The 20973-nt window shown below is 68.9% G+C and carries 31 protein-coding genes and 2 pseudogenes; 16 read left to right on the forward strand and 17 right to left on the reverse strand.

What is annotated here, in order from left to right; genetic code table 11:
• Together VIM26_RS27225 and VIM26_RS25065 are read right to left on the reverse strand one after the other, a co-directional pair.
• Positions 1-192, reverse strand: a 192-nt coding sequence (locus VIM26_RS27225) for a nickel-binding protein (protein WP_414696572.1), incomplete at its 3' end; no start/stop codon positions are given.
• A 12-nt stretch (positions 193-204) separates the two neighbouring features.
• The gene (locus VIM26_RS25065; protein ID WP_331956055.1) at positions 205-573 is read right to left on the reverse strand and encodes a cupin domain-containing protein; all 369 of its coding nucleotides are present in this window, start codon (positions 571-573) and stop codon (positions 205-207) included.
• A 148-nt stretch (positions 574-721) separates the two neighbouring features.
• Here VIM26_RS25065 and VIM26_RS27230 point away from each other — a divergent pair, with 148 nt between their 5' ends.
• The 4 genes from VIM26_RS27230 (at position 722) to VIM26_RS25080 (ending at position 2088) form a co-directional block, all read left to right on the forward strand.
• The gene (locus VIM26_RS27230) at positions 722-1159 is read left to right on the forward strand and encodes an ISL3 family transposase (protein ID WP_422662205.1); all 438 of its coding nucleotides are present in this window, start codon (positions 722-724) and stop codon (positions 1157-1159) included.
• The gene (locus VIM26_RS25070; protein WP_331956056.1) at positions 1093-1374 is read left to right on the forward strand and encodes a hypothetical protein; all 282 of its coding nucleotides are present in this window, start codon (positions 1093-1095) and stop codon (positions 1372-1374) included. Before VIM26_RS27230 ends, VIM26_RS25070 begins: the two co-directional genes overlap by 67 nt.
• A 139-nt stretch (positions 1375-1513) precedes the next feature.
• On the forward strand, positions 1514-1948 hold the full coding sequence (locus VIM26_RS25075; RefSeq protein WP_331956057.1) for an IS3 family transposase: 435 nt from the start codon (positions 1514-1516) through the stop codon (positions 1946-1948).
• Positions 1945-2088 carry a hypothetical protein gene (locus tag VIM26_RS25080; RefSeq protein WP_331956058.1) on the forward strand — a complete coding sequence of 48 codons (144 nt, stop codon included), beginning with the start codon at positions 1945-1947 and terminating at the stop codon, positions 2086-2088. The genes VIM26_RS25075 and VIM26_RS25080 overlap by 4 nt, the downstream gene beginning before the upstream one ends.
• 88 nt (positions 2089-2176) lie before the next feature.
• On the opposite strand, the gene VIM26_RS25085 is transcribed toward VIM26_RS25080, so the two are convergent.
• From VIM26_RS25085 to VIM26_RS25115, 7 genes are read right to left on the reverse strand one after another with little or no spacing between them, the layout of a single operon-like run.
• Entirely contained in the window at positions 2177-2536 is a 360-nt protein-coding gene (locus tag VIM26_RS25085) for a hypothetical protein (RefSeq protein WP_331956059.1), read from the reverse strand.
• Positions 2533-3405 carry a hypothetical protein gene (locus VIM26_RS25090; RefSeq protein ID WP_331956060.1) on the reverse strand — a complete coding sequence of 291 codons (873 nt, stop codon included), beginning with the start codon at positions 3403-3405 and terminating at the stop codon, positions 2533-2535. The genes VIM26_RS25085 and VIM26_RS25090 overlap by 4 nt, the downstream gene beginning before the upstream one ends.
• Positions 3402-4262 carry a hypothetical protein gene (locus VIM26_RS25095; protein ID WP_331956061.1) on the reverse strand — a complete coding sequence of 287 codons (861 nt, stop codon included), beginning with the start codon at positions 4260-4262 and terminating at the stop codon, positions 3402-3404. Before VIM26_RS25095 ends, VIM26_RS25090 begins: the two co-directional genes overlap by 4 nt.
• Before the next feature lie 42 nt (positions 4263-4304).
• Entirely contained in the window at positions 4305-5180 is an 876-nt protein-coding gene (locus tag VIM26_RS25100) for a hypothetical protein (RefSeq protein ID WP_331956062.1), read from the reverse strand.
• 47 nt (positions 5181-5227) lie between these two features.
• Positions 5228-6172: a hypothetical protein gene (locus VIM26_RS25105; protein WP_331956063.1), complete on the reverse strand. Its 945-nt coding sequence runs from the start codon at positions 6170-6172 to the stop codon at positions 5228-5230.
• The gene (locus tag VIM26_RS25110; RefSeq protein WP_331956064.1) at positions 6169-6702 is read right to left on the reverse strand and encodes a hypothetical protein; all 534 of its coding nucleotides are present in this window, start codon (positions 6700-6702) and stop codon (positions 6169-6171) included. The genes VIM26_RS25105 and VIM26_RS25110 overlap by 4 nt, the downstream gene beginning before the upstream one ends.
• A 3-nt stretch (positions 6703-6705) precedes the next feature.
• Positions 6706-8061, reverse strand: a complete 1356-nt coding sequence (locus VIM26_RS25115) for a hypothetical protein (RefSeq protein ID WP_331956065.1) — start codon at positions 8059-8061, stop codon at positions 6706-6708.
• A 477-nt stretch (positions 8062-8538) separates the two neighbouring features.
• Between VIM26_RS25115 and VIM26_RS25120 the strand changes: the two genes are divergently transcribed.
• The 5 genes from VIM26_RS25120 to VIM26_RS25140 all read left to right on the forward strand — a co-directional run bounded on the left by VIM26_RS25120 (position 8539) and on the right by VIM26_RS25140 (position 10561).
• Positions 8539-8934: a hypothetical protein gene (locus tag VIM26_RS25120; RefSeq protein ID WP_331956066.1), complete on the forward strand. Its 396-nt coding sequence runs from the start codon at positions 8539-8541 to the stop codon at positions 8932-8934.
• Between the two features lie 60 nt (positions 8935-8994).
• A complete protein-coding gene (locus tag VIM26_RS25125; RefSeq protein ID WP_331956067.1) occupies positions 8995-9231 on the forward strand; it encodes a hypothetical protein in 237 nt (78 codons plus the stop codon).
• Positions 9232-9361: 130 nt separating this feature from the next.
• On the forward strand, positions 9362-9586 hold the full coding sequence (locus VIM26_RS25130; protein ID WP_331956068.1) for a helix-turn-helix domain-containing protein: 225 nt from the start codon (positions 9362-9364) through the stop codon (positions 9584-9586).
• A gap of 70 nt (positions 9587-9656) precedes the next feature.
• Positions 9657-10067 (forward strand): DUF6884 domain-containing protein, encoded by a 411-nt coding sequence (locus tag VIM26_RS25135; protein ID WP_331956077.1) that lies wholly within the window; start codon positions 9657-9659, stop codon positions 10065-10067.
• A gap of 38 nt (positions 10068-10105) precedes the next feature.
• A complete protein-coding gene (locus VIM26_RS25140) occupies positions 10106-10561 on the forward strand; it encodes a hypothetical protein (RefSeq protein WP_331956069.1) in 456 nt (151 codons plus the stop codon).
• 60 nt (positions 10562-10621) lie between these two features.
• On the opposite strand, the gene VIM26_RS25145 is transcribed toward VIM26_RS25140, so the two are convergent.
• The gene (locus VIM26_RS25145) at positions 10622-10777 is read right to left on the reverse strand and encodes a hypothetical protein (RefSeq protein WP_331956070.1); all 156 of its coding nucleotides are present in this window, start codon (positions 10775-10777) and stop codon (positions 10622-10624) included.
• Positions 10778-11180: 403 nt separating this feature from the next.
• Here VIM26_RS25145 and VIM26_RS25150 point away from each other — a divergent pair, with 403 nt between their 5' ends.
• Positions 11181-11324: a hypothetical protein gene (locus tag VIM26_RS25150; protein WP_331956071.1), complete on the forward strand. Its 144-nt coding sequence runs from the start codon at positions 11181-11183 to the stop codon at positions 11322-11324.
• A 116-nt stretch (positions 11325-11440) separates the two neighbouring features.
• Positions 11441-11854 (forward strand): hypothetical protein, encoded by a 414-nt coding sequence (locus VIM26_RS25155; RefSeq protein WP_331956072.1) that lies wholly within the window; start codon positions 11441-11443, stop codon positions 11852-11854.
• A gap of 78 nt (positions 11855-11932) precedes the next feature.
• Here the strand turns inward: VIM26_RS25155 and VIM26_RS25160 are convergent, their stop codons facing one another.
• Positions 11933-13546, reverse strand: a complete 1614-nt coding sequence (locus tag VIM26_RS25160) for a hypothetical protein (RefSeq protein WP_331956073.1) — start codon at positions 13544-13546, stop codon at positions 11933-11935.
• Between the two features lie 547 nt (positions 13547-14093).
• Between VIM26_RS25160 and VIM26_RS25165 the strand changes: the two genes are divergently transcribed.
• Positions 14094-14642 (forward strand): methyltransferase domain-containing protein, encoded by a 549-nt coding sequence (locus tag VIM26_RS25165; RefSeq protein WP_414696573.1) that lies wholly within the window; start codon positions 14094-14096, stop codon positions 14640-14642.
• 142 nt (positions 14643-14784) lie between these two features.
• Here the strand turns inward: VIM26_RS25165 and VIM26_RS25170 are convergent, their stop codons facing one another.
• The 3 genes and pseudogenes from VIM26_RS25170 to VIM26_RS25180 form a co-directional block, all read right to left on the reverse strand.
• The gene (locus VIM26_RS25170) at positions 14785-15708 is read right to left on the reverse strand and encodes a cation diffusion facilitator family transporter (protein ID WP_414696574.1); all 924 of its coding nucleotides are present in this window, start codon (positions 15706-15708) and stop codon (positions 14785-14787) included.
• 215 nt (positions 15709-15923) lie between these two features.
• Positions 15924-16289, reverse strand: a complete 366-nt coding sequence (locus tag VIM26_RS25175) for a metalloregulator ArsR/SmtB family transcription factor (RefSeq protein ID WP_331956079.1) — start codon at positions 16287-16289, stop codon at positions 15924-15926.
• Positions 16290-16583: 294 nt separating this feature from the next.
• Positions 16584-16688: pseudogene (locus VIM26_RS25180) on the reverse strand (hypothetical protein); the annotation flags it as partial.
• A gap of 198 nt (positions 16689-16886) precedes the next feature.
• Here VIM26_RS25180 and VIM26_RS25185 point away from each other — a divergent pair.
• Positions 16887-18449, forward strand: coding sequence for a SulP family inorganic anion transporter (locus tag VIM26_RS25185; protein ID WP_414696575.1), 1563 nt, complete (start codon positions 16887-16889; stop codon positions 18447-18449).
• 50 nt (positions 18450-18499) lie between these two features.
• On the opposite strand, the gene VIM26_RS25190 is transcribed toward VIM26_RS25185, so the two are convergent.
• The gene (locus tag VIM26_RS25190) at positions 18500-18895 is read right to left on the reverse strand and encodes a MerR family transcriptional regulator (RefSeq protein WP_331956074.1); all 396 of its coding nucleotides are present in this window, start codon (positions 18893-18895) and stop codon (positions 18500-18502) included.
• An 84-nt stretch (positions 18896-18979) separates the two neighbouring features.
• Between VIM26_RS25190 and VIM26_RS27235 the strand changes: the two are divergent.
• Positions 18980-19135: pseudogene (locus tag VIM26_RS27235) on the forward strand (MerR family transcriptional regulator); the annotation flags it as partial.
• On the opposite strand, the gene VIM26_RS27240 reads toward VIM26_RS27235, so the two are convergent.
• On the reverse strand, positions 19079-19246 hold the full coding sequence (locus VIM26_RS27240) for a hypothetical protein (RefSeq protein ID WP_414696576.1): 168 nt from the start codon (positions 19244-19246) through the stop codon (positions 19079-19081). The pseudogene VIM26_RS27235 and the gene VIM26_RS27240 overlap by 57 nt on opposite strands.
• 259 nt (positions 19247-19505) lie before the next feature.
• On the opposite strand from VIM26_RS27240, the gene VIM26_RS25200 reads away from it, so the two are divergent.
• On the forward strand, positions 19506-20129 hold the full coding sequence (locus tag VIM26_RS25200) for an MFS transporter (RefSeq protein WP_331956075.1): 624 nt from the start codon (positions 19506-19508) through the stop codon (positions 20127-20129).
• A 25-nt stretch (positions 20130-20154) separates the two neighbouring features.
• Here VIM26_RS25200 and VIM26_RS25205 read toward each other — a convergent pair whose 3' ends face one another.
• Positions 20155-20379, reverse strand: coding sequence for a hypothetical protein (locus VIM26_RS25205; protein ID WP_331956076.1), 225 nt, complete (start codon positions 20377-20379; stop codon positions 20155-20157).
• Between VIM26_RS25205 and VIM26_RS25210 the strand changes: the two genes are divergently transcribed.
• Positions 20299-20781: an MFS transporter gene (locus VIM26_RS25210; protein ID WP_331956081.1), complete on the forward strand. Its 483-nt coding sequence runs from the start codon at positions 20299-20301 to the stop codon at positions 20779-20781. The genes VIM26_RS25205 and VIM26_RS25210 overlap by 81 nt on opposite strands.
• Positions 20782-20973 lie beyond the last annotated feature (192 nt).

Raw genomic sequence — 20973 nt, forward strand, 5'->3', positions numbered from 1 at the left:
GGAGTCAGGGTCACCCCACGCCCTCTGGAAGTCGACCCCCTCGTCACCCTGGATGTCGAGGTCCGCCTGATGCGCGGCTTTCAGGGCCTCGGGGGTGATGCCGTGCATCCCGTGGTGAACGTCCATGAACTTGGGCATGGCAAGAACCTCCAGAGGGGCAAGCGGTGGCCGATTAGCACCGGTTCCCACCATTTCTACTCCCGATCAAGCGGTGTGGGAAGTGGCGTAGGCGGGGGACGCCCCGAAGTCGACGACGACGCATGCCTCGTCCCCTATGACCCAGGCGTCGTGGCCAGGTTCGATGCGCACGACGTCGTTGGGTGCGGCCTCGGCCTCCGTGCCATCGTTCATGACCACGTGCATTCGCCCGGAGAGCACGTAGAGGAAATGGGGTGACTGGCAGCTGTCCGTGCCCGCAATCGGACGGAGGTGTTCAGACCACCGCCAGCCTGGTTCAAACCGGGCCTTGAGCACCGAGCCGCCAGCCAGCGTCACGACCTGCGCCTCACCCTTGTCCGTGAACGGACGAACCTCATCAGGTGCATCGAAACTCTTCGACTCCAGTCCAGCCATCAGAAGCCTCCTCGATCGAGTGATCTACTCGACGCTACGCCGGTGCCTGACATCGAACAATGGGTCTCATCGCCATCCTGAACGGTGCCCCACCCGAGCCGACCCCGCCCGCCTGGACGGGGTCGCCACGCTCGAGGTCGACGAGCACGTGTGGCACCACACCCCGCACAAGGCCGCGGCCAAGGGCCCGACGATGCTGACCGGGATGGTCGACCTGACCCGCGACTGCCAAGGTCGGGTTCATGCTCGGCTGCTGGACCTGGCCCCCGGACGTTCCGGGACCGTGCTGGCTGACTGGCTGAAGGACCGATCCGCCACCTTCCGTGACAGGGTTCAGGTCGCCACCCTCGACCCGTTCCGCGGGTATGCCGACGCCCTGCGTGACGAACTCCGCGAGGCCACCCCGGTCCTAGACGCGTTCCACGTCGTCAAACTCGCAGGCCAGGCCCTCGACGAGGTCCGCCGCCGCGTCCAGCAAGACTCTCTCGGCCGCCGCGGGACAACAAGAACGACCCGCTCTTGCGGATCCGCAACATCGCCCGCACCGGCGCCGAGCACCTGTCCGATCGGCAGTGGAACCGGCTGACCGACTGCCTCCAGCGGGGCGATCCCGACGGCGAGGTGCTCCTGGCCTGGCAGTGCTACCAGCAGGTCCGGTCCGCCTACACCGACACCGACCTGGCCGCGGGGAAGAAGATCGCCGAGACGATCCTCGCGTCCTTCCCCTCCTGTCCGATCAGCGAGATCGCACTCCTCGTCGCCGGCGGACTCACGACCCCACCCCCACCGGATGTCCGATGAGCCGCTCAAGCGGGCCAACGAGATTCTCTTGGCGGCGTCCTCGTTCTTCGCGCGGGAGCTCGACCCGCGCCTGCCGTGGTGAGCACTCTCAGTCCGCCGTTGACACCGCCAGACCTTCGGGGTCGCGCCGATCCGCCGGGTGCTGACCAAGCACGGTGTGCCGATCGCCCCGGAGACCTACTACGCCCGCCGCCGGCGCCCAACCTCGACCCGGGCCGGGCGTGACGAGCTGGTGCTGGCCGAGATCATCCGGGTAGACACCGCCAACCGCGGCGGGCTCTACGGAGCCCGGAAGGTCTACAGTCGGCTGCGTCGTGAAGGGGTTCTGGTCGCCGGAACCCCGATGGCCCGGTGCACCGTCGAACGCCTGATGCGCACCCACGGCCTCGTCGGGGTCCGCCGGGGCCGCCGGGTCCGCACCACCCTCCCGGACAACACAGCAGCTCGGCCCGCTGACCTGGTCGGACGCCAGTTCACCGCCGCCGCATCCAACCAGCTGTGGGTCGTGGACTTCACGTCGCGACGTGGTCGGGGTTCGTCGACGCCTTCGCGATCGATGTGCGCTCGCGGATGATCGTGGGCTGGCGGGCGGCCCGGACGATGAATACCGACCTGCCGCTGGACGCCCTGGACATGGCGTTGTGGCACCGCGGGCGCGCCGGTCACGAGGTGGCCGGGCTGGTCCATCACTCTCCGATGCCGGGTCGCAGGTAGATGTGTCCTACGGGGACTCCGGGGCCACCCACGCGCCCAAGCGCCTGCCTGCCCGACCGCGCCATCTCGGCGCGTCCAGGTTGCCGGGCTACTCGACCTGCCCGTGACGCCACAGAAGCTTCAAACGCTGCGAAACCGCGGGCGCTCGACGGCACTCACGGAGTTCGATTATCCCTCCTCCGCCACCTGAGTACCGGTGGAACTTGCCCATCGTCTCGAGGTAGGACTGCCAGTTGGCGTCGTCGGCGAGCCCGGCGACGGCATCGTTCAGCTCAGACTGGAACGCCTCGATCTTCTCGTCCAGCGTGTCGTACCGCTTCGTGAACACCGTCTCGGGCAGCGCCGGGGTCAGGTCGACCCCGACCGGCTCGGCGTGGGTCTCGGTCGCGAACTCGCCGCCGACCGGGACACCCTTCGGCTGGCGGGTCTTGGTTCCGGTGGCGCTCACGGCAGTCCTGCTTTCGTCTGGTCGATGTTGTCCGCCCACACCGGGTGGCTGCGGGCCTGGTCGGTGACCCCGGTCAGGGTCGCGGACAGGGACTGCTCGTGGGTCTGCCCGTCGGCGGGCGTCACGCCCAGGCGCCGGTTCAGGTCGGCGCAGGAGACCTCCAGGAGGTGCGCCCTGCGGTAGTCGAGCGTCAGGTTGTCGACGTCGAGCTCGACCGTGCCGTCGCTGACGCAGGTCACCCCGGCGTCGACCGTGCCGTCCAGCTTGAAGCTGGCCGTGGTCTGCTGCGGCTGGTCGCCCTTGGGGTAGGCCCACCTGCTGCCGACCGACTCCTCGCCGATCCATTCCATAGCCAGGCCGGGCGTCTCGGGGAACCGTTCGTAGAAGGCGGCGCCGGCGGCGACCCGCAGCAGGGTGTGCCGGACTGCCTCGCGCACGTCGATCTCGGAGAAGCCGCCGCTGCCGTATCGCTCGTCGTCGAAGTCGCCCAGGTTGGGGCTGTTGTCCTCGCCGGCGTAGAAGTGCGCGGCGACGGATGTCATCCGTGGCGGGGCATCCTCGTCGTGCTTCGTCGCGACCGCGACGCGGAGCTCGTCCCCGGTGGCGAGAACCACCTGCAGCCGGGACCAGGCCGAGTCGCCGTTGGAATGGTCCGAGACGGACCCGCAGACCCCGGAGCGGGAGACCATCTCGGCGAGCTCGCGGCCGCCGTCGGTGAAGTCGCCCTCCAGGAGCAGGCCGCCCATCCGCACGCCGCCGGCGCCGGCGGCCAGGTCGACACCGTCCGGCTCGGTGCGGGTCTCCGTGGCGAACTGGCCGCCCACCGGAACGCCCTTCGGCTGGCGGGTCTTGGATTCGGTGCTGCTCACAGCAGGCCTGCTTTCGTCTCGTCGATGTTGGCGACCCAGAACGGGTGGCTGCGGGCCTTGTCGATGACCCCGCTGACCATCTGGCCGAGGGCTTCCGTGGGGGTCTGGCCGGCGACAGGCGTCACGCCCAGACGCTGGTTGAAGTCGGCGGCCATGAACGCGACCAGGCGCGGCTGCGTGCGGCCGTCGAGAGGGAGGTTGTCGACGACGAGGCCGACGGACCCGTCACGGCTTCTCACCACGACGTCGAGCTCGTCGTCGAGGGTGAACCGAGCGCCGCACTCCTGGGGATGAGGGGTGTTCCGGTAGTGCCACGGCTCGTCAGAAGACTGTTCACCGATGAACTCGAGTGCCAGGCCCAGGGTGTCGGGGAACTGCTCGTAGAAGGCGTCGCTCGCCGCGACGTGCATGATGGCGTGCCGGACCGCGTCGTGGACGTCTTCCTCGCCCAACATCCCGCCGATCCGGGTGCTCGACGAGGTGACCAGCTCCGGGTGCTCGTCCGACGGGTTGAAGTACGAGCTGACGGCGGTGATCTCCCCGTCCGGACCCGGCTCCGCCGCATAGCGGACGGTCAGGTCGTCACCGGTCGCCAGGACGACCTCCAGCCGCGTCCAGTCATCGGTGCGGTCGTGGGCGTCGGTGGCCGTCCCGCACACCCCGGCGCGAGAGACCATCTCGGCGAGCTTGCGGCCGCCGTTGGTGAAGGGGCCTTCGAGGTTCAGGCCGCCCAGCTGCTCGCGACCGGCGGCCAGGTCGACGCCGTCCGGCTCGGTGCGGGTCTCGGCGGCGAACTGGCCCCCGGTGGAAGCCGGCGCTCCAAGGGGCTGCCTGGACCGGGTCGCGTCTGTGGTCATGCCCGGTTGATGTGCGGGGAACGGCGTCGTGCTCGCGCCGGGCTACTTCGTGAAGACCAACCGCAGGCGGAGCTCGAACCGCTCCTTGGTTGCTTCGGCTGCGGGGTGGCCGTACCCGTCAAGCTCGAAGCCGATCTGCCGGTCGATCTGACCGACGACCCGAGCCAGGTTGTCCCCGTCCAGGGCGACCGTGCCGTACCGGCTGGACAGGTGCCCGGAGGTGACCGTCCCGGTGGCGCGATCGAGGGTCAGGTCCACCGGCTGCTCGTCATTGCTGCGCTGGTCCTTGACCCGAAGGGTCGGGTGCTGCCCGCCGCGGGTCACCTCCACGCTCAGGATGTCGCTGAAACCGTTACCGCGCCGGTTCTCCTTGCGCTCGGCCAGGTTGGCTTCCCGTTGCGGGCGGTTGATCAGGTCTTCCACCCCGCGCTGCAGGTGCGCCTGGTCGAGGACCTCCGCAGCGCGGGCCCGCACGTTCTCTGCGGTCGCTTCCTCGGTGTAACCCCACGTGGCCGCGACGCCGTCACGGTCGAAGCCGACGTCTTCGGAGTAGGCCGCGATGTCGTACGTGGCGCGCAGGCGTGAGTCACGTGTGTACCCGTTCTCGTGGACGCGCACGCCGAACGTGACCTCGGTGTGCCGGTCGTCAGCGAGGGGAGCCGTCAGGTAGAGCTCGACGGCGCCGGCGACCGACCCGCAGCCTTGCGACTCCACGGCCTCGACCGTCACGCCGTCCGGGGCGAGATCGAGGCCACAAGCCAGGGCATAGGTGAGGTCCGCGATCACCGCCCGCTGCTCGGGTGTGCCGGGAAGCGGCGGGGCCAGGGCGAGGTCCGGTTCGGTCTTCGTCTCGGCGGCGAACTGACCGCCGCTCGGGGCACCGGTGGGCTGGCGGGAACGCGTGGTCTCTGTGGTCATGCCCGGTAGATGTGCGGCAGGGGAGGGTTTCGCCGCCGCCTCGAGTGTCACCGCTCAGGGCGGCGGAAGACGGTCAGGTGCATGTCCCGTTCTCCGAGGATGTCCAGGTGCCCGCCGGGCCCGTCGTGGATCTGCAGGCCGCGCACGTCCGGTGACCCCACGATCACGGTGATCCCGGTGCTGTGGGTACGGGTGGAGAGCTTGGCGCCCTCGCCGGGGAACACCACCGCGCCCGCGCCCGGCTCGACGTCGACGGCGTTCCCGAAGTAGGACTCCGCCTCGACGACGACCAGCCCGGAGGTGACCTTCAGCGGTGCGAACCCGGACGCCACCTCCACGAACACCGGGCGTCCGTTGATCGGGGCGGCGATCTCCAAGGCGCCGACGGGCATCTTGGCGGTCAGGTCGGAGCGGATTACCAGGCCGCGCACCCGTCCGGTCTTGATGTCCCGGACCGCCCGGCGCAGCGTGGTCGTGCTGGTCGGGCGGGCGAACTCCTCGTACGGCGGGCGGTCGTGCTGGGGGTCCACCGCCAGGCGTACCGCGTCCCGCCGTCGCCCGGCGGTGGCCAGGTCGGTGCCGCGCTGGGAGAGCAGCAACGAATACAAGGCTTGTTCGCCGGCGTCACCGTGCTCGGTGGCCTGGTCCGTGTCGGACTCGGCCTCCTGGGCGGCCTCGAACGCCCGCCGGTACTCGTCCTCGGCGTCTTCGGTCAGCGCCTCGAGCTCGTCCGCGCGCGGATCCGGGACGTCGCTGTCGCCGTCGCCGGTGTAGGGGACGTGGTCGGCGTCCCGGTCGAAGTCGATGCCGCCGTCCTGGTCGACGTGGTTGGACACCTCGTCGGGGCCGATGCTCATGCGGGTCCCGCACTGGTCGCAGCGCAGGGCCCGGTCAGGGGCGAGCTCGACCCCGGCCGCTTCGGCGCGCGTGGTGCCCGCGAACTGCCCACCGGTGGGGGTGCCTTCGGGCTGGCGGGCGATCTCGGTGCTCACAGCTGCTCCTCGTTGGTGTGGGCGTAGGCGTAGCGCCCGCTGGGGGACAGCTCACCGGGCCGCTGGCGGCCACCGGAAACCTCGACGGCCGGGGTGTCGGTGCCGGTCCACGGGTAGTGGCCCTGGGCTGCCAGCTGCGCGGCGCGGGCCGTCTCGACGCGCGTGTGCGCGGCCTGCTGGTCGGCGGCCGCGGCGCTGGCTGCCGACCGTGAGTCCGTGACTGCGACCACCAGGTCGGCGGGTGCTTCCCCGGTGGCTGGCCACGTCCACGCCGTGTCGAGGGCCTGCTGGGCGCGGCGCTGTTGGTTACGCAGGGCGTACATCCGGTCGCCGGCTTCCCGAGCGACCTGCTGGACGGCGGTGACCTCGAGCCCGGCGGCGGCGATCAGCTCGTCGACCTCCGCGACCGTGTACCGGCGGTCGGCGGGCGGTGTTGGAACGAGGGTCAGCCCGGGCTCGGGGCGCGACGTGGTGATGAACTGCCCACCCGCGGGGGCACCGGCGGGGGCGTGCTGGGGCTGGTGGCTCATGCCCTATGGATGTGCGGCAGGCTCAGGTGCGCTCTCCGCTGCGAACTTGACCCGGGTGACGACGGTCTGGTCGACGCCCTCGTAGGTCTCCTGCGCCTTGACCGTGCCGCCGGTGAACGTGCCGGTGTCGCCGAGCTCGTACTCCTTGCGGCCCGATGCGAACCATTTCACGACGTGGTTGTCCTCGGTCCGGAACAGCACCAGGGTGTTGACGCCGCCGTTGTAGTCGAACGGGTTGTCGGTGTAGATGACCTTGGTGACGGTGGCGGTGACGCCGGCGATCTTGTCCTTCTCCGCTCCGATGAACCCCGGCGCGATGGCCGCCTTCGCCACCGCGCGCTCCTGGCCGCGGCGCCACACGCTGATGGCCGAGACGGCGATCGCGGCGTGCCGGGGGGAGACCCACTCTCCGGCGGTGGCGGTCTGCAGGTTGTACCCGTAGTCGGAGTCGGTATCCACGGTTTGCACCGACGCCAGGACGGCGTCCACGGTGCCGTCGGTCAGGTAGCCCTGCGCGCGGTCGCGGATCTCCTCCCGGGCCATCGCCTCCTCGCGGGTCTTGGCCTTGCCGTAGAGCAGGTCGCTGACCGACGACATGGTGGAGGCCTTGTTCCACTCGTCGGCGTGGGCGCGGGAGACGAACTTCGCGCCGCCTTCGCTGACTGCCAGCCCGAGGGCGATCAGGTCGCGGGTCGGGATCGGGGACTGCCCGCCGCCGCGCGGCTCGCGGCCGTCGGGGTCGGATTCCAGGTCGGACAAGTCCTCGAAGTCGTACCCGAGCGCCCACAGGCCCTTGACCTCTACCCCGAGGAACGGCTCCAGGCAGTTGGACCCGATCTGCTTTCGGTCCCCGTGCGTGTTGGTCAGGATGTAGGTGGCCTTGCGGTGGCGCTTGGTGCCGCAGTGGTCGCACCCCTGGGCGTCGGGGCGCCAGCCGTCCAGGGACTGACCCGGCGCGGTGCGGGCGATGAACCCGTTCTCCGTCTCGTCCAGGGCCGCGACGAACGTCCACCCGCCGTAGGAGAACGACGGCTCGTTCAGCTCGAGCTTGGTCCGCAGCTCGTAGGTGTCCGTCTTGATCCCGAACTCGGTGGTGGTGCGCTTCTTGAGGTACTCCTCGGTGGTGTACGTGAACCGTTCCTCGATGCCGGCGCGGGCCAGCTTCTTGTTGGCGGCCTCGATCCGGGCGACGGCTTCGGGGAGCCGGTCGGCGAGGATGTCGTGAACGGGGACCGGCGGCGCCTCCGGTTCGTCGTCGGGCGCGTCCAGGTCGACCAGCGCCTCGGGATGGGCGTTGACGGCGAACTCCCCGCCGATCGGTACCCCGGCGGGCTGACGGTCACGCAGGCCTGTGCTCATGCCCTGGTGATGTGCGGCGCCGTGGGGTTCTGCGCACGCGCGCGTGATGGCAGTTGTCGCCCCGGCCCCGCTCGTTACGCTTCGCCCATGGCTCCACGCCCCGGTTCGGTCTTGGCTGTCTGCGCCGTGGTCGCGCTGTGCGGCGCGTGTACTCCGCCGCGGATCCCGGTGAGCGCGGGGGACACCCCTACTGCCAGTCGTCCGACAGCCAGTCCCAGTCCCAGTCCCAGTCCCAGTCCCAGCCCTAGCCCCAGCCCTACAGCGAGCCCTGCAGCCAGCCCTGCAGCCAGCCCTACCCTGCCGTCTGCGCTGAAGGAGGACACGAAGGCCACGCCGCGACCTGCCCCACGGCCCCGGAAGCACAAGACGCCAGCGCCCAGGGTCGCCGCGTGTACCCCGCCGACGCTGACCGTTACCTCAGCGGAGGTCGAAGCGTGGCAGCACGAGGGCGGGTTCGAGATTGAAGTCACCTACATCGTGACGTTCAAGAACAACGCCTCGAATGCGATCGAGGTCAACGAGTACGAGGTCACCGTCGGCGGGTTGAAGTTCGTGTCCACCGAGAACACCGATCTGTCGCGATCCGGGAACTCCATCGACCTGCCCGCCCAGCTCACCTCCGCCTTGTACACCCGCCGGATCGACCCCGGCGAGTCGGAGAACCACCAGAACAGAGTCAACCTGGAGTACCTGTATGTGGAGGATCCGAGCACGGCGACGTTCGGGGCGACGGCCGACTCTGCCGTCTACTCGTTCAGCAACGAGAAGGTGAACATCGAGTGCCTCGGCGGCAAGAACGAGCTCGGCACGGTTGACACTGGCTCAGCGGTCGACATCCCGGCGCCGGCCCACGTCACCCTCGGGCCCTCCTGACCAGACGCCCGGGGGAGCGGGTGTTCTCGTGGGCGACCCGCCGATGCGAGACTTCCGCCCATGGTCGTCCCCCTGGTGTGCCCCGGCTGCGGGGACGGTTCGCAGCTGGTCGCGCTCGAGCAGGTGGTGGCGCACTACTCGGCGACGTACGTCGATGACGGCACGGGGGAGCGGTGGCCGACCTATTCCGGCCCGGGCGTCGTGCCGGACAGCTCCAAGCCGATGAGCACCGGGGTGGTGCTGTGCGGCCGGTGCGGCAAGCGCTGCCTGGCCCGCGAGCTCGCGACGAGACGCTGACCGGCCCGGCGCGGCGACCCCTCCGGGGTCCTGAGCCGCCGGACGAGCGCCACGGAGTGAATGACGGCAGGCAACGGCAGGCGACGGCGAACATGCGCAACGGACCCCAACTGCCGCACATCTGCATGGCATGGATGATCTGGAAGCCCGCGAGGAACGCTTGTGGACCATCGACGACGTCGCGGCGTACCTCGGCGTGCCGAAGAACACCGTGTACCGGTGGCGGGTGGACGGCACCGCACCGCCGGCGTTCAAGGTCGGCAAGTACCTGCGGTTCAAGCGGCCCGACGTGGAGGCCTGGCTGAACGCGCACCAGGACGACGGCCTGGACACGCCCGCGGCCGGCGGCGAGTGACCCGGTGGAAACTCCAAGCGTTGGTCAAGGAACGGTCAAGGCGACCGGGGGAGTGTCGGGCGCCTTGCGGGTGGGTCTGGTCGGGTGCGTGAAGCTGAAAGGCCCCGTCGCGGCACCGGCCCGCGACCTGTACGTCTCGGCCCTGTTCCGCGGCCGGCGCCGCGCGGTCGAAGCCACGTGCGACCGCTGGTTCGTGCTGTCCGCCAAGCACCACCTGGTGGACCCCGAGCAGGTTCTCGAGCCGTACGACCTCGCGCTGGGCGACCTGACGCGCGCCGCTCGGCGCGAGTGGAGTGAGCGTGTGCTGGCCGACCTGGCCGCGCACCTGGGGCCGCTCGGGAAGGTCACGTTCGAGGTGCACGCCGGGGCCGACTACCGCGAGTTCGGGCTCGTCGACGGGCTGGGCGCCGCCGGCGCGGCGGTTGCGGTGCCGGCGGCCGGGCTAATGCTCGGTCACCAGCTGCGGTTCTACGCCGCCTGAGCGCGCTGGCGCTGTGGCTCGATGCGATGATCCGTGGCGTGGAGGCGACGGACGAGCAGATACGCCGCGAGCTGCGAGCCAGTGCCCGGCGAGAGGGACTCCTGGCGTCCCAGGCGGCTGTCGAGCTGCTGATCCGCTGCGAGTTCGCCCGGCCTGGCTACCCGTGGATCATTCGGAACGAGGACCCCGACGCCGGACCGCTGGGGTACACCGCGGACTTCGAGCGGATCTTGGACGAGACTGTGCCGGTCTCGGGCAGCCAGCGGCGCCTGCTGGCGATCGTCGCGTCCCTGGCGGGCCGGGCCGAGGTGAACCTCGCCGACGGCGTGGCCGGGCTTGACCGCACCAACATCGCGCTGGTGCTCGCGGCGATCGCGCACGCTAACGGCACCCACGAGGACCGCGGTGATGGGCTCACCACGGGGTTCCCTCCTGGCCTGTTCCCGTGGCCTGCGGAGCAGGCAGGAGAGGGCCCAGACTCGCATCGGATGTGAGTCTGATTTACGCCGTCTTGTCAAAACCTCTACTACCGCGTTACGCGCTTGCGAGCCGTGTTACGCCTGCTGATCGGGCCGGTCGGTGTCGCCGTCCTCGATCACCCCTACGGGCAGCGGCGGAACTCCGCCGGCGTAGAACGCTTCGACGTCGGCGGCCATCTGCTGCTCAGCTTCCGCACGGTCGCCGTGCGGGAGCTGTCCGGACATGCTCACGACTCCACTATCAGTCGCCGTGCGTGGGGACGGCAAGGCCAGGCTCGAACCGCGGTCGAAGGCCCCGGGACTATCGAAGTCTCCCGAAGGTGCGGAGGGTGGCCCAAGGCGGGTCCGCTTGACCGCACCACGTTCGAGGTTCACGCCGGGGCCAACTACCGCGGCTGCCGGCTCGTCGACGGGCTGGGCGTCGCCGATGCGACGGGTCGAGGTGCCCGCAGTGGCCGTGCTCATGCTCGGTCGCCCGTCGCGGTCCAACGCCGAGTGAACACGCAGGGCGAGCCAAGCCACACGAGCGCAGACTCCTCGTCGCTCGTTCCTCAAACCCGGCGACGCCCGCCGTCGTCCACAGGCTCTGCTGAGATGGGTCGCCTGGCAACCGAGTTGCGGGCACACTGCTGACATGGCGAGAGCCGAACTCGATGACGAGGCGATCCGCGCGCTGTTCTGGAAGTCGATCCAGTCGGACGGTGTGGCAGCGGGCATCCTCATGAGAACGTCCGCAGACGTGCTCTTCGCGGGACCTGACGACCGGCAGGCCCGCTGACTCCTGCTGGCGTGCCGCCGCCTTCGTCCGAGGGCATGGCGAAACCTGAACACCGCCTACGACTACGACTCGGCCGTCGCCTGCCGGGCTGGCGGCAAGGTTCGGCCACTGCGCCGTTGGTCAAGGCCTCACCCCTTGTCGGTACCGCCACGCCAGTTGGCGTCCTGGCCCGGATCTCCACCGTCGTGGCGGCCGAGGCCGGGCGGAGCTCTCGTTTCGCCAGCGCCCTGTCGCGCGCGGTGCGAGTGCCCGATCTCGCGGCGAGCGAGGAGCCGGGCAAGGCTAAGCGCCCGAGCAACAGGCGGAAGCCGTGCCCGTTCGACCTGTTCGCGCTGTACGCCGAAGGTCAGGAGCACGGCCTCCGTGCCCGTCTGGCCGCGCTGGGCTTGGAGGATCTCCGCGACATCGTCGCCGAACACGGGATGGATACGGATCGGCTGGCGATGAAGTGGAAGGATCCGCAGAGGGTCGTAGAGCGGATCGTCGAGCGGGTCATGGAGCGGTCCTGGAAAGGCTCGGCTTTCCGGTAGGCATCCGCGCGCAGACGCCAAGATGGGCGCGGAGCCGGTCGCGGAACCCGAAGAATTCCAGCTGGCACGGTGGGCCGGTCATGCAGTAGGCCCCAGCAACAAACGCCCGAGCTTGGCTTCAACGCCGCGATCGGGGAACGGGTGTGCAATCACCTCCACCTCGCCTGCGGTCTCGGGACCGAATTCAATGGATTCAGCGTCCACACACAGCAGATACGGGCCCAAGTCGATCTCGCGGCCGCAGATTTTGGCCACGTAGGGGGTGCTTGCTTCGATCTCCAACCGGTTGCTTGGTGCGGTCGCAGAGGTTTTGCGGAGACCGTCGGCGACGTGTGGATCCATCACGAAATTGGCGGGACCTCGGCCGACGTTGATGGCGCCCCCGTCGAGCAGAGTCATGGCTAGACGAACCTCGCGCAAGTCGCGGCTGGTCCACTTGGCGGGCACGGAAAACGAGTGTCCGGTGGTGCCTTGGATGCGGTCGAGTCCTTCGATGAACTCAACGTACGCGTCGACGCCGGGGAGCTCCGCGGTATTGATCGTGACCGCGGCGGTGTTTGGCGCGTCGCTCACCCCGAAAGAGAGCCGGTTCGGAGTCGTGGCGTGACGCATGAACCGAACGACCGGCAGCAGGGCGCCCGGCAGGAGCGAGGGCGGTTCTTTGAAGCTCAGCTGCAATGTGACCTTGCTCAGAGAGTGGTCCAGGCGCATCTTGGCCGTGACGATTCCGGTGTGGTCGGACCCGGCAACGGTGGTTCCCTGACTGCCACGGCTCCTCTCAACGAGCTGGGCCGGCAGGGTGGCCAGCCGGCCTCCTTCCGGGTTCCAGACGACCAGCTCGAGGCCGAGGTCAACCGCTTCGATCTCCGGTGTGAGCGCGATGCTCGCCTGGTCGAAGATGCCGCCGAGGCCGTGCGGTGCCTCTACTTCGACGTTGCGCACGTGAGTTGCCGGCAGGATGACCGGCTCGCCCCACTCGAGGGCCGCATCCATTGCATCGCGCACCCCCTGGTCGGCTGGCGACGGTCCGGTGACGACGCTGAAGCGGATGGTGATGGGGCTGTCCAGCTCGGCGCCGACATACTTGGGCCGCAGGCCCGAGGCGGTGACCTGGCCGGCGTCTATCGCCAGGATGACGCTGTAGAAGGGGTCGGAAGCGTCGATCTTTGCGGCGAGCGCTTTGAGTCGTTCCTGGGCAGCGGGGAGTCCATCGACCAGGGCGTCTTGCTCCATACGTAACTCGCGCAGGAGCGCGACGTACTCGTCGTTGGGCCCCATGAAGCGGCGCACGATCTGGGGGTGTTCGGCGAGTTGGGCGTCGAGCCAGTCGCCTGCGCACCACGTGAGGCGGAACGGGTAGTCCGGTTGGAGCTTGTTGAACCACCCGAGCTCTTCCGGCGTTGGGACCATGGGCGTGACCAACGTCCAACTGTCCGGCTGCCGTCCTGCCGCGGTGATCAGGCTGTTGGTGATCTGCCTCTTCCGGTTGCCCGTGCTGAGCCGACCGATGAAGTACTTCGACTGCCAGACGAGGAGCTTGCCGTCGATGTGGAACTCGTGGTCTCGGCCGCCGTCGCCGCCGGCGCCGTCGATGCGTCTGGATCCGCAGTGCAACGTGCTGAGGAGGACACTGACGATCTTCTCGAAACGACCGCCGGCGCCGACCTCGACCCAGTCAATTCCGTCGCGCACTGCTCCATCTTGCCTCGCGAAGCGTCATGCTCGGAACCTTCCCCGAGGGATGGTGCGGTTGCCTCGCATGGAGTCGAGGTCCGGGGTCTGAGTGACGTGTCTTCATTGGGGCGAGGCGGCATTGAGAAGGAGTTCAGGCTCGGCAAACCCCTAGGGCTCGGCCTCGCCTAGGCCTCATGGGGCGTCCCACGCGACTGCCGCCCGCGTTGCTCGGCCGCCTGAAATTGCAAACATGCAGGTCAGGGCGCTAGGGCCCATTCGACCTGGCGTGTCCTATACGGCCAAGTCGGGTTCCCGACACAAATGGGACATACCGGTGTGAACCAGGCAAGTCGGATCGGCTCAGTCTGAGCTGATGCCCGCCTGCTGATCGGTTCGAAGCGATCAACTCGCCGGAACGAATCGGCGTGGCCGCGCGGGTCGGGTATTGGGCGACGGCCGGACGTGAAGCGCGCTGACGGACCCGCCCGAGGATCGTCGCGGTCTCTCGAATTTGGCGCAGGCGGAAGCGGTTCTCGCTTCGCTCGGGTGCGGCAACCCGCTCGCCGTGGCCGATCTGAATCCCGGTGAGCGGGTCCTCGACCTCGGGTCCGGTGGCGGCATCGACGTGCTGCTTTCCGCGCGCCGCGTCGGTCCCGAAGGGCGCGCGTACGGGCTCGACATGACGCTGGAGATGCTCGCGCTGGCCGAGGCCAACAAGATCAAGGCCGGTGCGACGAATGTCGAGTTCCTGCGCGGTCAGATCGAGGACATCCCACTGCCGGACGCGTCGATCGACGTGATCATCTCCAACTGCGTCATCAACCTCTCCACGGACAAGCCCGCGGTGCTCGCCGAGATGTTCCGCGTCCTCGTGCCGGGCGGCCGCGTCGGGGTGTCCGACGTCGTCGCCGAGGACGACGTCACGCCAGCCCAGCGTGCCGAGCGAGGCTCCTACGTCGGGTGCATCGCCGGTGCTTTGTCCCAAAGCGAGTACCTCGCCGGCCTGACCGCCGCTGGGTTCGTCAACCCCACCGTTGAGTTCACCCACGAGGCCGCCCCCGGACTGCACGGCGCGATCGTGCGGGCCGAGAAGCCCACCCCGCTCAAGTCCTGACGCGTCAACCCACCGGGCGACGACGCCAGCTCGCGGGGCGCTCCGCACCGCACGAATCAAGGGGAACGGCGACTAGGTCGACGCGGACGAGCGGTGGTTCTAGGACGAGGCCGCCCGACACCGCCGCTGTGAGTGCGCGAAACTAGTGCGCGTGCGGCGTCAGTGTTTGGGATGTGGTGGCGGTGCGGATGGCCATGGCATCGAGGTTGGGCAGTGCTTGTGCGAGCCGGTGCTCGGCTTCGTGGGCCACGTGCTCTGCCTGTGACAGCGATGTGTCGGCGACCACGATGGTGGCAGCTCCTTGGAGGCGGTGGCCTACCCACCGCAGTTGGATTCTCGAAACGGTGAGCACTCCCGGTGTGTGAGCGAGCGCGGCTTCGGCTCGGTCGAGGAGCTCTGGTTCTATCCCATCCATGAGCCGGCGGCCGATACTGCGAACGGTGCCCCAGAGCAGGACGATGATGGCTGCGGAGATGAGGAGGCCGACGATGGGGTCTGCGAGCGGAAAGCCGAGCCAGACACCGAGCGCTCCGACCACGACAGCCAGGGACGTAAAGCCGTCAAGGCGGGCATGGACGCCGTCGGCGACCAGGGCGGCGGAACCGATCTTCTGGCCGACGCTGATGCGGTAGATCGCGACGGCTTCGTTCCCGATGAACCCGATGATCCCGGCGACGGCTACCCACCCGAGGTTGTGCAGGGTCTGCGGGTTGAAGATCCGGTCGATGGACTGCCACGCGGCCACGATCGCGGAGAGCGCGATGACCGCGACGATGAACAACCCGGCGAGGTCTTCGGCGCGACCGTACCCGAAGGTGTAGCGGCGATTGGCCGCCCGGCGGCCGAGAATGAACGCGATCCACAGGGGGACGGCGGTCAGCGCGTCGGAGAAGTTGTGGATCGTGTCCGCGAGGAGAGCGACCGATCCGCTGATGAGCACCACGATGAACTGCAGGATCGTCGTGCCCAGGAGCATGAAAAGGCTGATTTTCAGCGCCCTGACCCCTTGCGTGCTCGCCTCCAGCGCGTCATCGATCGAGTCGGCAGCGTCGTGGCTGTGGGGCACGAACAGTCCGTAGAAGAACCCCTTGATACCAGTCGGGTGCTCGTGGGCGCCTGGGCCATGGGTATGACCGTCCGGGCCGTGCGAATGCCCGTGGTCATGGACGTCGACGTCCCGGGAATCCTCAGACGCGTGCGTGTGGGCGTCTGCGTCGGGCGAGTGCGGCTGGTGCCCATCGTGCGGGTGCGGCTCGTGCCCGTCACGCGCATGTGTTGTGCTCATACTGTCCCGTCGCTCTCGATCTGGTGGTGCCGTGGACTGGTGCCGAGGGAGTGTTCGGCCTGGAAGATCGCGTCGGTCACGAGTTGGCGTGCGTGCTCGTTCTCGAGCCGATAGAACACGCGCGTTCCTTCTTGACGGGTGGCGACGAACCTGCCCAGGCGCAGCTTGGCGAGGTGTTGGGAGACTGCGGCCGGGGACTTCTCGACGATCTCGGCAAGCCGATTGACCGGTAGCTCGCCGTCACGCAGGGCGAGAATGATCCGGACGCGGGTCGAGTCAGCGAGCATCGTGAAGACCTCGACGGCGAGCTCGACGAACTGGTCGTCTGGCGTGAGTCCGCCAATCAATTTATCTGCATCCATGCGCAGATTATTGCATGGCTCATTGCGGTGCGACGAGCCCCCTACCCAAGCTCGGTACCCGAGCACACCCTGACCCGACCCGACAGCCAGGCGCGAGCGGGACAGACCGGTGGCCAAGACACCGAGGGCAGCAACCAGCTTTCCGCAAGTGACTGACCGTGCGAAAGAGCGCTGAAGAGACCACGCCACGTACCGCCGAGGCTCACGCCCGCCGAGCGGACGTCCATGGCCCCGCTGGACAGCGCGGCCGGCGGCCACGTGAGCTGGTGCGCGGCTTCGTTGCCAGGCGCCCTGTCAGCTTCGGGGCGCGTACATGATGACGGCGACGCCGAGCAGGCAGATCACCGCGCCGGTGATGTCCCAGCGGTCGGGCTGGAACTTGTCGATGAGCCTCCCCCAGGTCCATTCCCTGCTACTGCGTCCCACTCTACTCTCGGGTGAGGTTAGAGTGGGCCCTGGCCTCGTTCGCCCTCCCCGCCCGCCGCGCCGATCGCGCAGGACGTGAGGGAGCGCCGCTTGCCGAACCTGGTGTGACGACGCGCCACCTCCCCACCCGACCGTTGGGCGCGTCTGCGCCCGTTGCCCTTGGAGTTTGCCGTGACCTCACCATTTGCCGGCGTCCTGCGCCCACGCACCCCCGAAGAACGCCGCACCGCCGAAGATCGCCGTCGGGCCCGCGCCGACGACGTCACCTCGGTCCGGGGCGCGTTGCGGTCCCCGGCGCGGCTGCGCACCGAGGTCCTCGCGGGCCTGGTCGTGGCCCTAGCGCTGATCCCCGAAGCGATCTCGTTCTCGATCATCGCGGGGGTCGACCCCCGGGTCGGGCTGTTCGCCGCGTTCACGATGGCTGTCTCGATCGCGTTCCTCGGTGGTCGGCCCGCAATGATCTCCGCCGCGACCGGCGCCATCGCCCTGGTGATCGCCCCGATGATGAGCGAGTACGGCATGGACTACCTGATCGCCACGGTCATCCTCGGCGGCCTCATCCAGGTCGCCCTCGGCCTCGCCGGGGTGGCCAAGCTCATCAGGTTCATCCCCCGCGCGGTGATGGTCGGGTTCGTCAACGCACTGGGAATCTTGATCTTCCTTGCCCAATTGCCCTACCTCATCGGCATGCCGTGGCCGGTGTACGTGGCTGTGGCCATCGGGATCGCGATCATGGTCTTCTTGCCCAAGGTCACCACCGCGGTGCCCGCACCGCTGGTCGCGATCGTCGTGCTGACCGTCGTGACCGTAGGCGCCCACGTGAGCATGCCCACCGTCGGGGACCAGGGCAACCTGCCCGACGCGCTGCCCACCCTCTTCCTGCCCCACGTCCCCCTGACCCTGGAGACGCTGCAGATCATCGCGCCGTTCGCGATCGCGATGGCACTGGTCGGCCTGATGGAGTCGCTCATGACGGCCAAGCTCGTCGACGACATCACCGACACCCACTCCCCGAAGACCCGCGAGGCCTGGGGGCAGGGCGCGGCGAACATCATCACCGGGCTCTTCGGTGGCATGGGCGGGTGCGCGATGATCGGCCAGACCATGATCAACGTCAAGGTCTCCGGCGCCCGCACGAGGATCTCGACCTTCCTGGCCGGGGTGTTCCTGCTGCTGATCCTCGTCCTCGGCCTCGGCGACGTGGTCGCGGTCATCCCCATGGCCGCCCTGGTCGCCGTGATGATCATGGTCTCGGTGCGCACCTTCGACTGGCACTCCATCCAGCCCTCGACCTGGGTCCGGATGCCCCGGACCTACACCGCGATCATGGTCGCCACGGTCGCCGTGACCGTCGCCACCGACAACCTCGCCTTCGGGGTGATGACCGGGGTCGTGCTCTCCGCGCTCGACTTCGTGCGCCACGTCGCCCACTTCACCGAGGTCGTCGCCGTCGCCCACCCCGATGCCGACACCCGCGTCTACGCCGTCGTCGGCGAGCTGTTCTTCGCCTCCTCCAACGACCTCATCTTCCAATTCGACTACACCGGCGATCCGAAGAACGTCATCATCGACATGTCCGGGTCCCACATCTGGGACGTGACCACCGTGGCCACCCTGGACGCCATCACCACCAAGTACGCCGCCAAGGGCAAGACCGCGACCATCATCGGGATGAACGAGGCCTCCACCCGTCGCCACGAGCACCTCGCCGGTCACCTCGGCGCCGGGCACTGAAGCCGCGGCGGGCCGAGCCGGCAGCCGAGACCGCCCTCGGGCACGCGAGTTCAGCTCGAGTGGCGCTCCGCGAGCTGTGCGATGAACTCGTCCGCCATCGCCAGCTCCGCGAGAAGCCGGCTGCGCCGTTCGTGCGCCGCGGCGATGAACTCCCCGAGCCGCCCCTGCGCGACGGCGCGCTCGGGGCCGCTCGCCCCAGCGAGGGTGTCGACGATCTCGAGGACCTCGCGCATCTGCTCCAGGGCGAACCCCAGCGGCTTCATGCGCCGGATCAGCAGGAACCGCTCCAAGTCGGTGTCCGTATACAGGCGAAAACCGCCCTCGCTGCGGCCCGACGGGCGCAGCAGATCGACCTCGTCATAGTGCCTGATCGTGTGGACAGACAGACCCGTGCGCTCGGCGAACTTCCCGATCTGCATCATCGGCTCGTGTACGGCGTCGCTCATGACGGCCAGTCTGCCCGCAGCCGACCTCGACCCCGCACCGGCGCTCGGGTGCCGGTGCGTCGAACCATCGAACGGAGTTCTGACATGGCCGTGGAGCACAAGCAGATCGGGGAGGTCGCCGAACGGACCGACCTGTCGCTGCGCACAATCAGGCACTACGAGGAGGTCGGGCTCGTGATCCCCTCAGCGCGCTCTCATGGCGGATTCCGCCTGTACACCGAGGCCGACATCGCCCGCCTCGAGCTGGTCAAACGGATGAAGCCGCTGGGCCTGAGCCTGCCTGAGACGCGTGACCTCCTCGGTGTGCTCGACCAGCTCGACGCCGCCGACCACACCCCGGCCGACCGCCATGACCTGCTCGATCGCCTCGCGATTTACTGCAAGACCGCCGAGGAACGCAGTTCAGCCTGCGCGCCCAGCTCGAGTCGGCCGAAGGTTTCGCCCACAGCCTGCGCCACGAGATCGGCCGCTAACACCGCGCGGGCGACCAGGAACCCGCACCCGCCTGACCGCTCCCCTCTGCGGGCCACACCACCAGCACCCTCGATTCATCACCTGCACGGCGCCTCCACACGACACCGCGCGACCCACCACGAGAGCCGTCTCCCCCTTGAGCTCGCCCCGCAAGCACTCCCCGTTGTCCCCGACCGGACCGGGCCAGACCGTCGGGGTCTCGCTGTTCATCGACCCCCTCATCGACGAACTCGGCCTGACCCGGCCCAGCGTGTCGACCGCGTACCTGATCGGCACCCTCGCCGGCGCGTTCGCGCTGCCCTGGATCGGGCGAGCACTGGACCGGTTCGGGATCCGGCGCACCATGGCCGTCATCGGCGCCGTATTCGGCACTATCCTGATCACCCTGTCGTTCGTGTCGTCCCTGATCGGGCTCACGCTCGGGTTCGTCGGGCTGCGCATGGCCGGGCAAGGAGCGCTCGGCCTGACCGCCACCACCGCCGTCGCGCTGTGGTTCAGTCGCCGCCGCGGGACCGCGATCGGGATCGTCAGCGCGGTCGGGTCGGTCGGGATCTCCTCCACGCCGCTGATCCTCGAGCTGTTCCTGTTCGACTACGGGTGGCGCACCGCGTGGCTGATCGAGGGCGTCGCGATCTGGCTCATCGTGATCTCGTTGGGCCTGTTCGCAATGCGCGACCGTCCCGCCGACCTCGGACAACAGCCCGACGGCCCGGTCCCGGCCTGGACAAGGACCGCCCGAGCATCTCCGCCGCGAGCCTGACCCGCGCCCAGGCGATGAGGCACCCCTACTTCTGGTTGACCTGCAACGCGGTGGCGATGTCCGGGCTGCTCACCACCGCGGTTTCCTCCATCAGATCAGCCTGCTCACTGCCCGCGGACTGACCGCCGCGCAAGCCGCCGGGAACTTCGTCCCGCAGGCCATCGCCGGCCTGATCGCCACCCTGGTCACTGGGTATCCCATAGACCGGTTCGCGGGCCGCTGGATGATCATCAGCTCCATGGCCCTGCACAGCGGGGCCCTGTGGTCAGCCATCCACGTCACGCCCGGGCTCTCCGCCTACGCGTTCGGGGCGATGCTCGGCGCAGCCGGCTCCATGATCCGCGCCGTGGAGGGCGCCGCACGACCCCGCTACTTCGGGGTCCGGCACATCGGCTCGATCCGCGGACTCGTCGCCGCGATCAGCGTCGGCGGAACGGCCTGCGGCCCGCTGCTGTTCGCCACCGTCTTCGACCACGCCGCCAGCTACGACACGGCGCTGCTCGCCTGCACGATCCCACCGCTGGCAGTGGCGGTCTGGGCGTTCGTCGCCCGCGAACCCGACACTGCCGTCCCCCTGCCCGCCCAGACGGCCCTCTCTTCGTCCGAGCGCCACCCGATCTCGACCCACCTTCGTACTGAGAGTCTCGACTAATGACCTGAGGCAGACACCGTGCCCGGCACAATCAGGGCCCGCTCGCCTGGGGAGGATGTCCCGAGTTCCGTGGAACTTCGGTGGCGGCCCGATGATCATCAGGCTGCGTTCACGTTCTCATCTTGACCCTTGGGGCTGACATTCTGCTCGGCGACGTGCCGTTCGAGGGCCGCTCGTAGTGCCGGGACGTGC

Source organism: Pengzhenrongella sp. (genome assembly GCF_036565025.1).
Classification (GTDB): domain Bacteria; phylum Actinomycetota; class Actinomycetes; order Actinomycetales; family Cellulomonadaceae; genus Pengzhenrongella.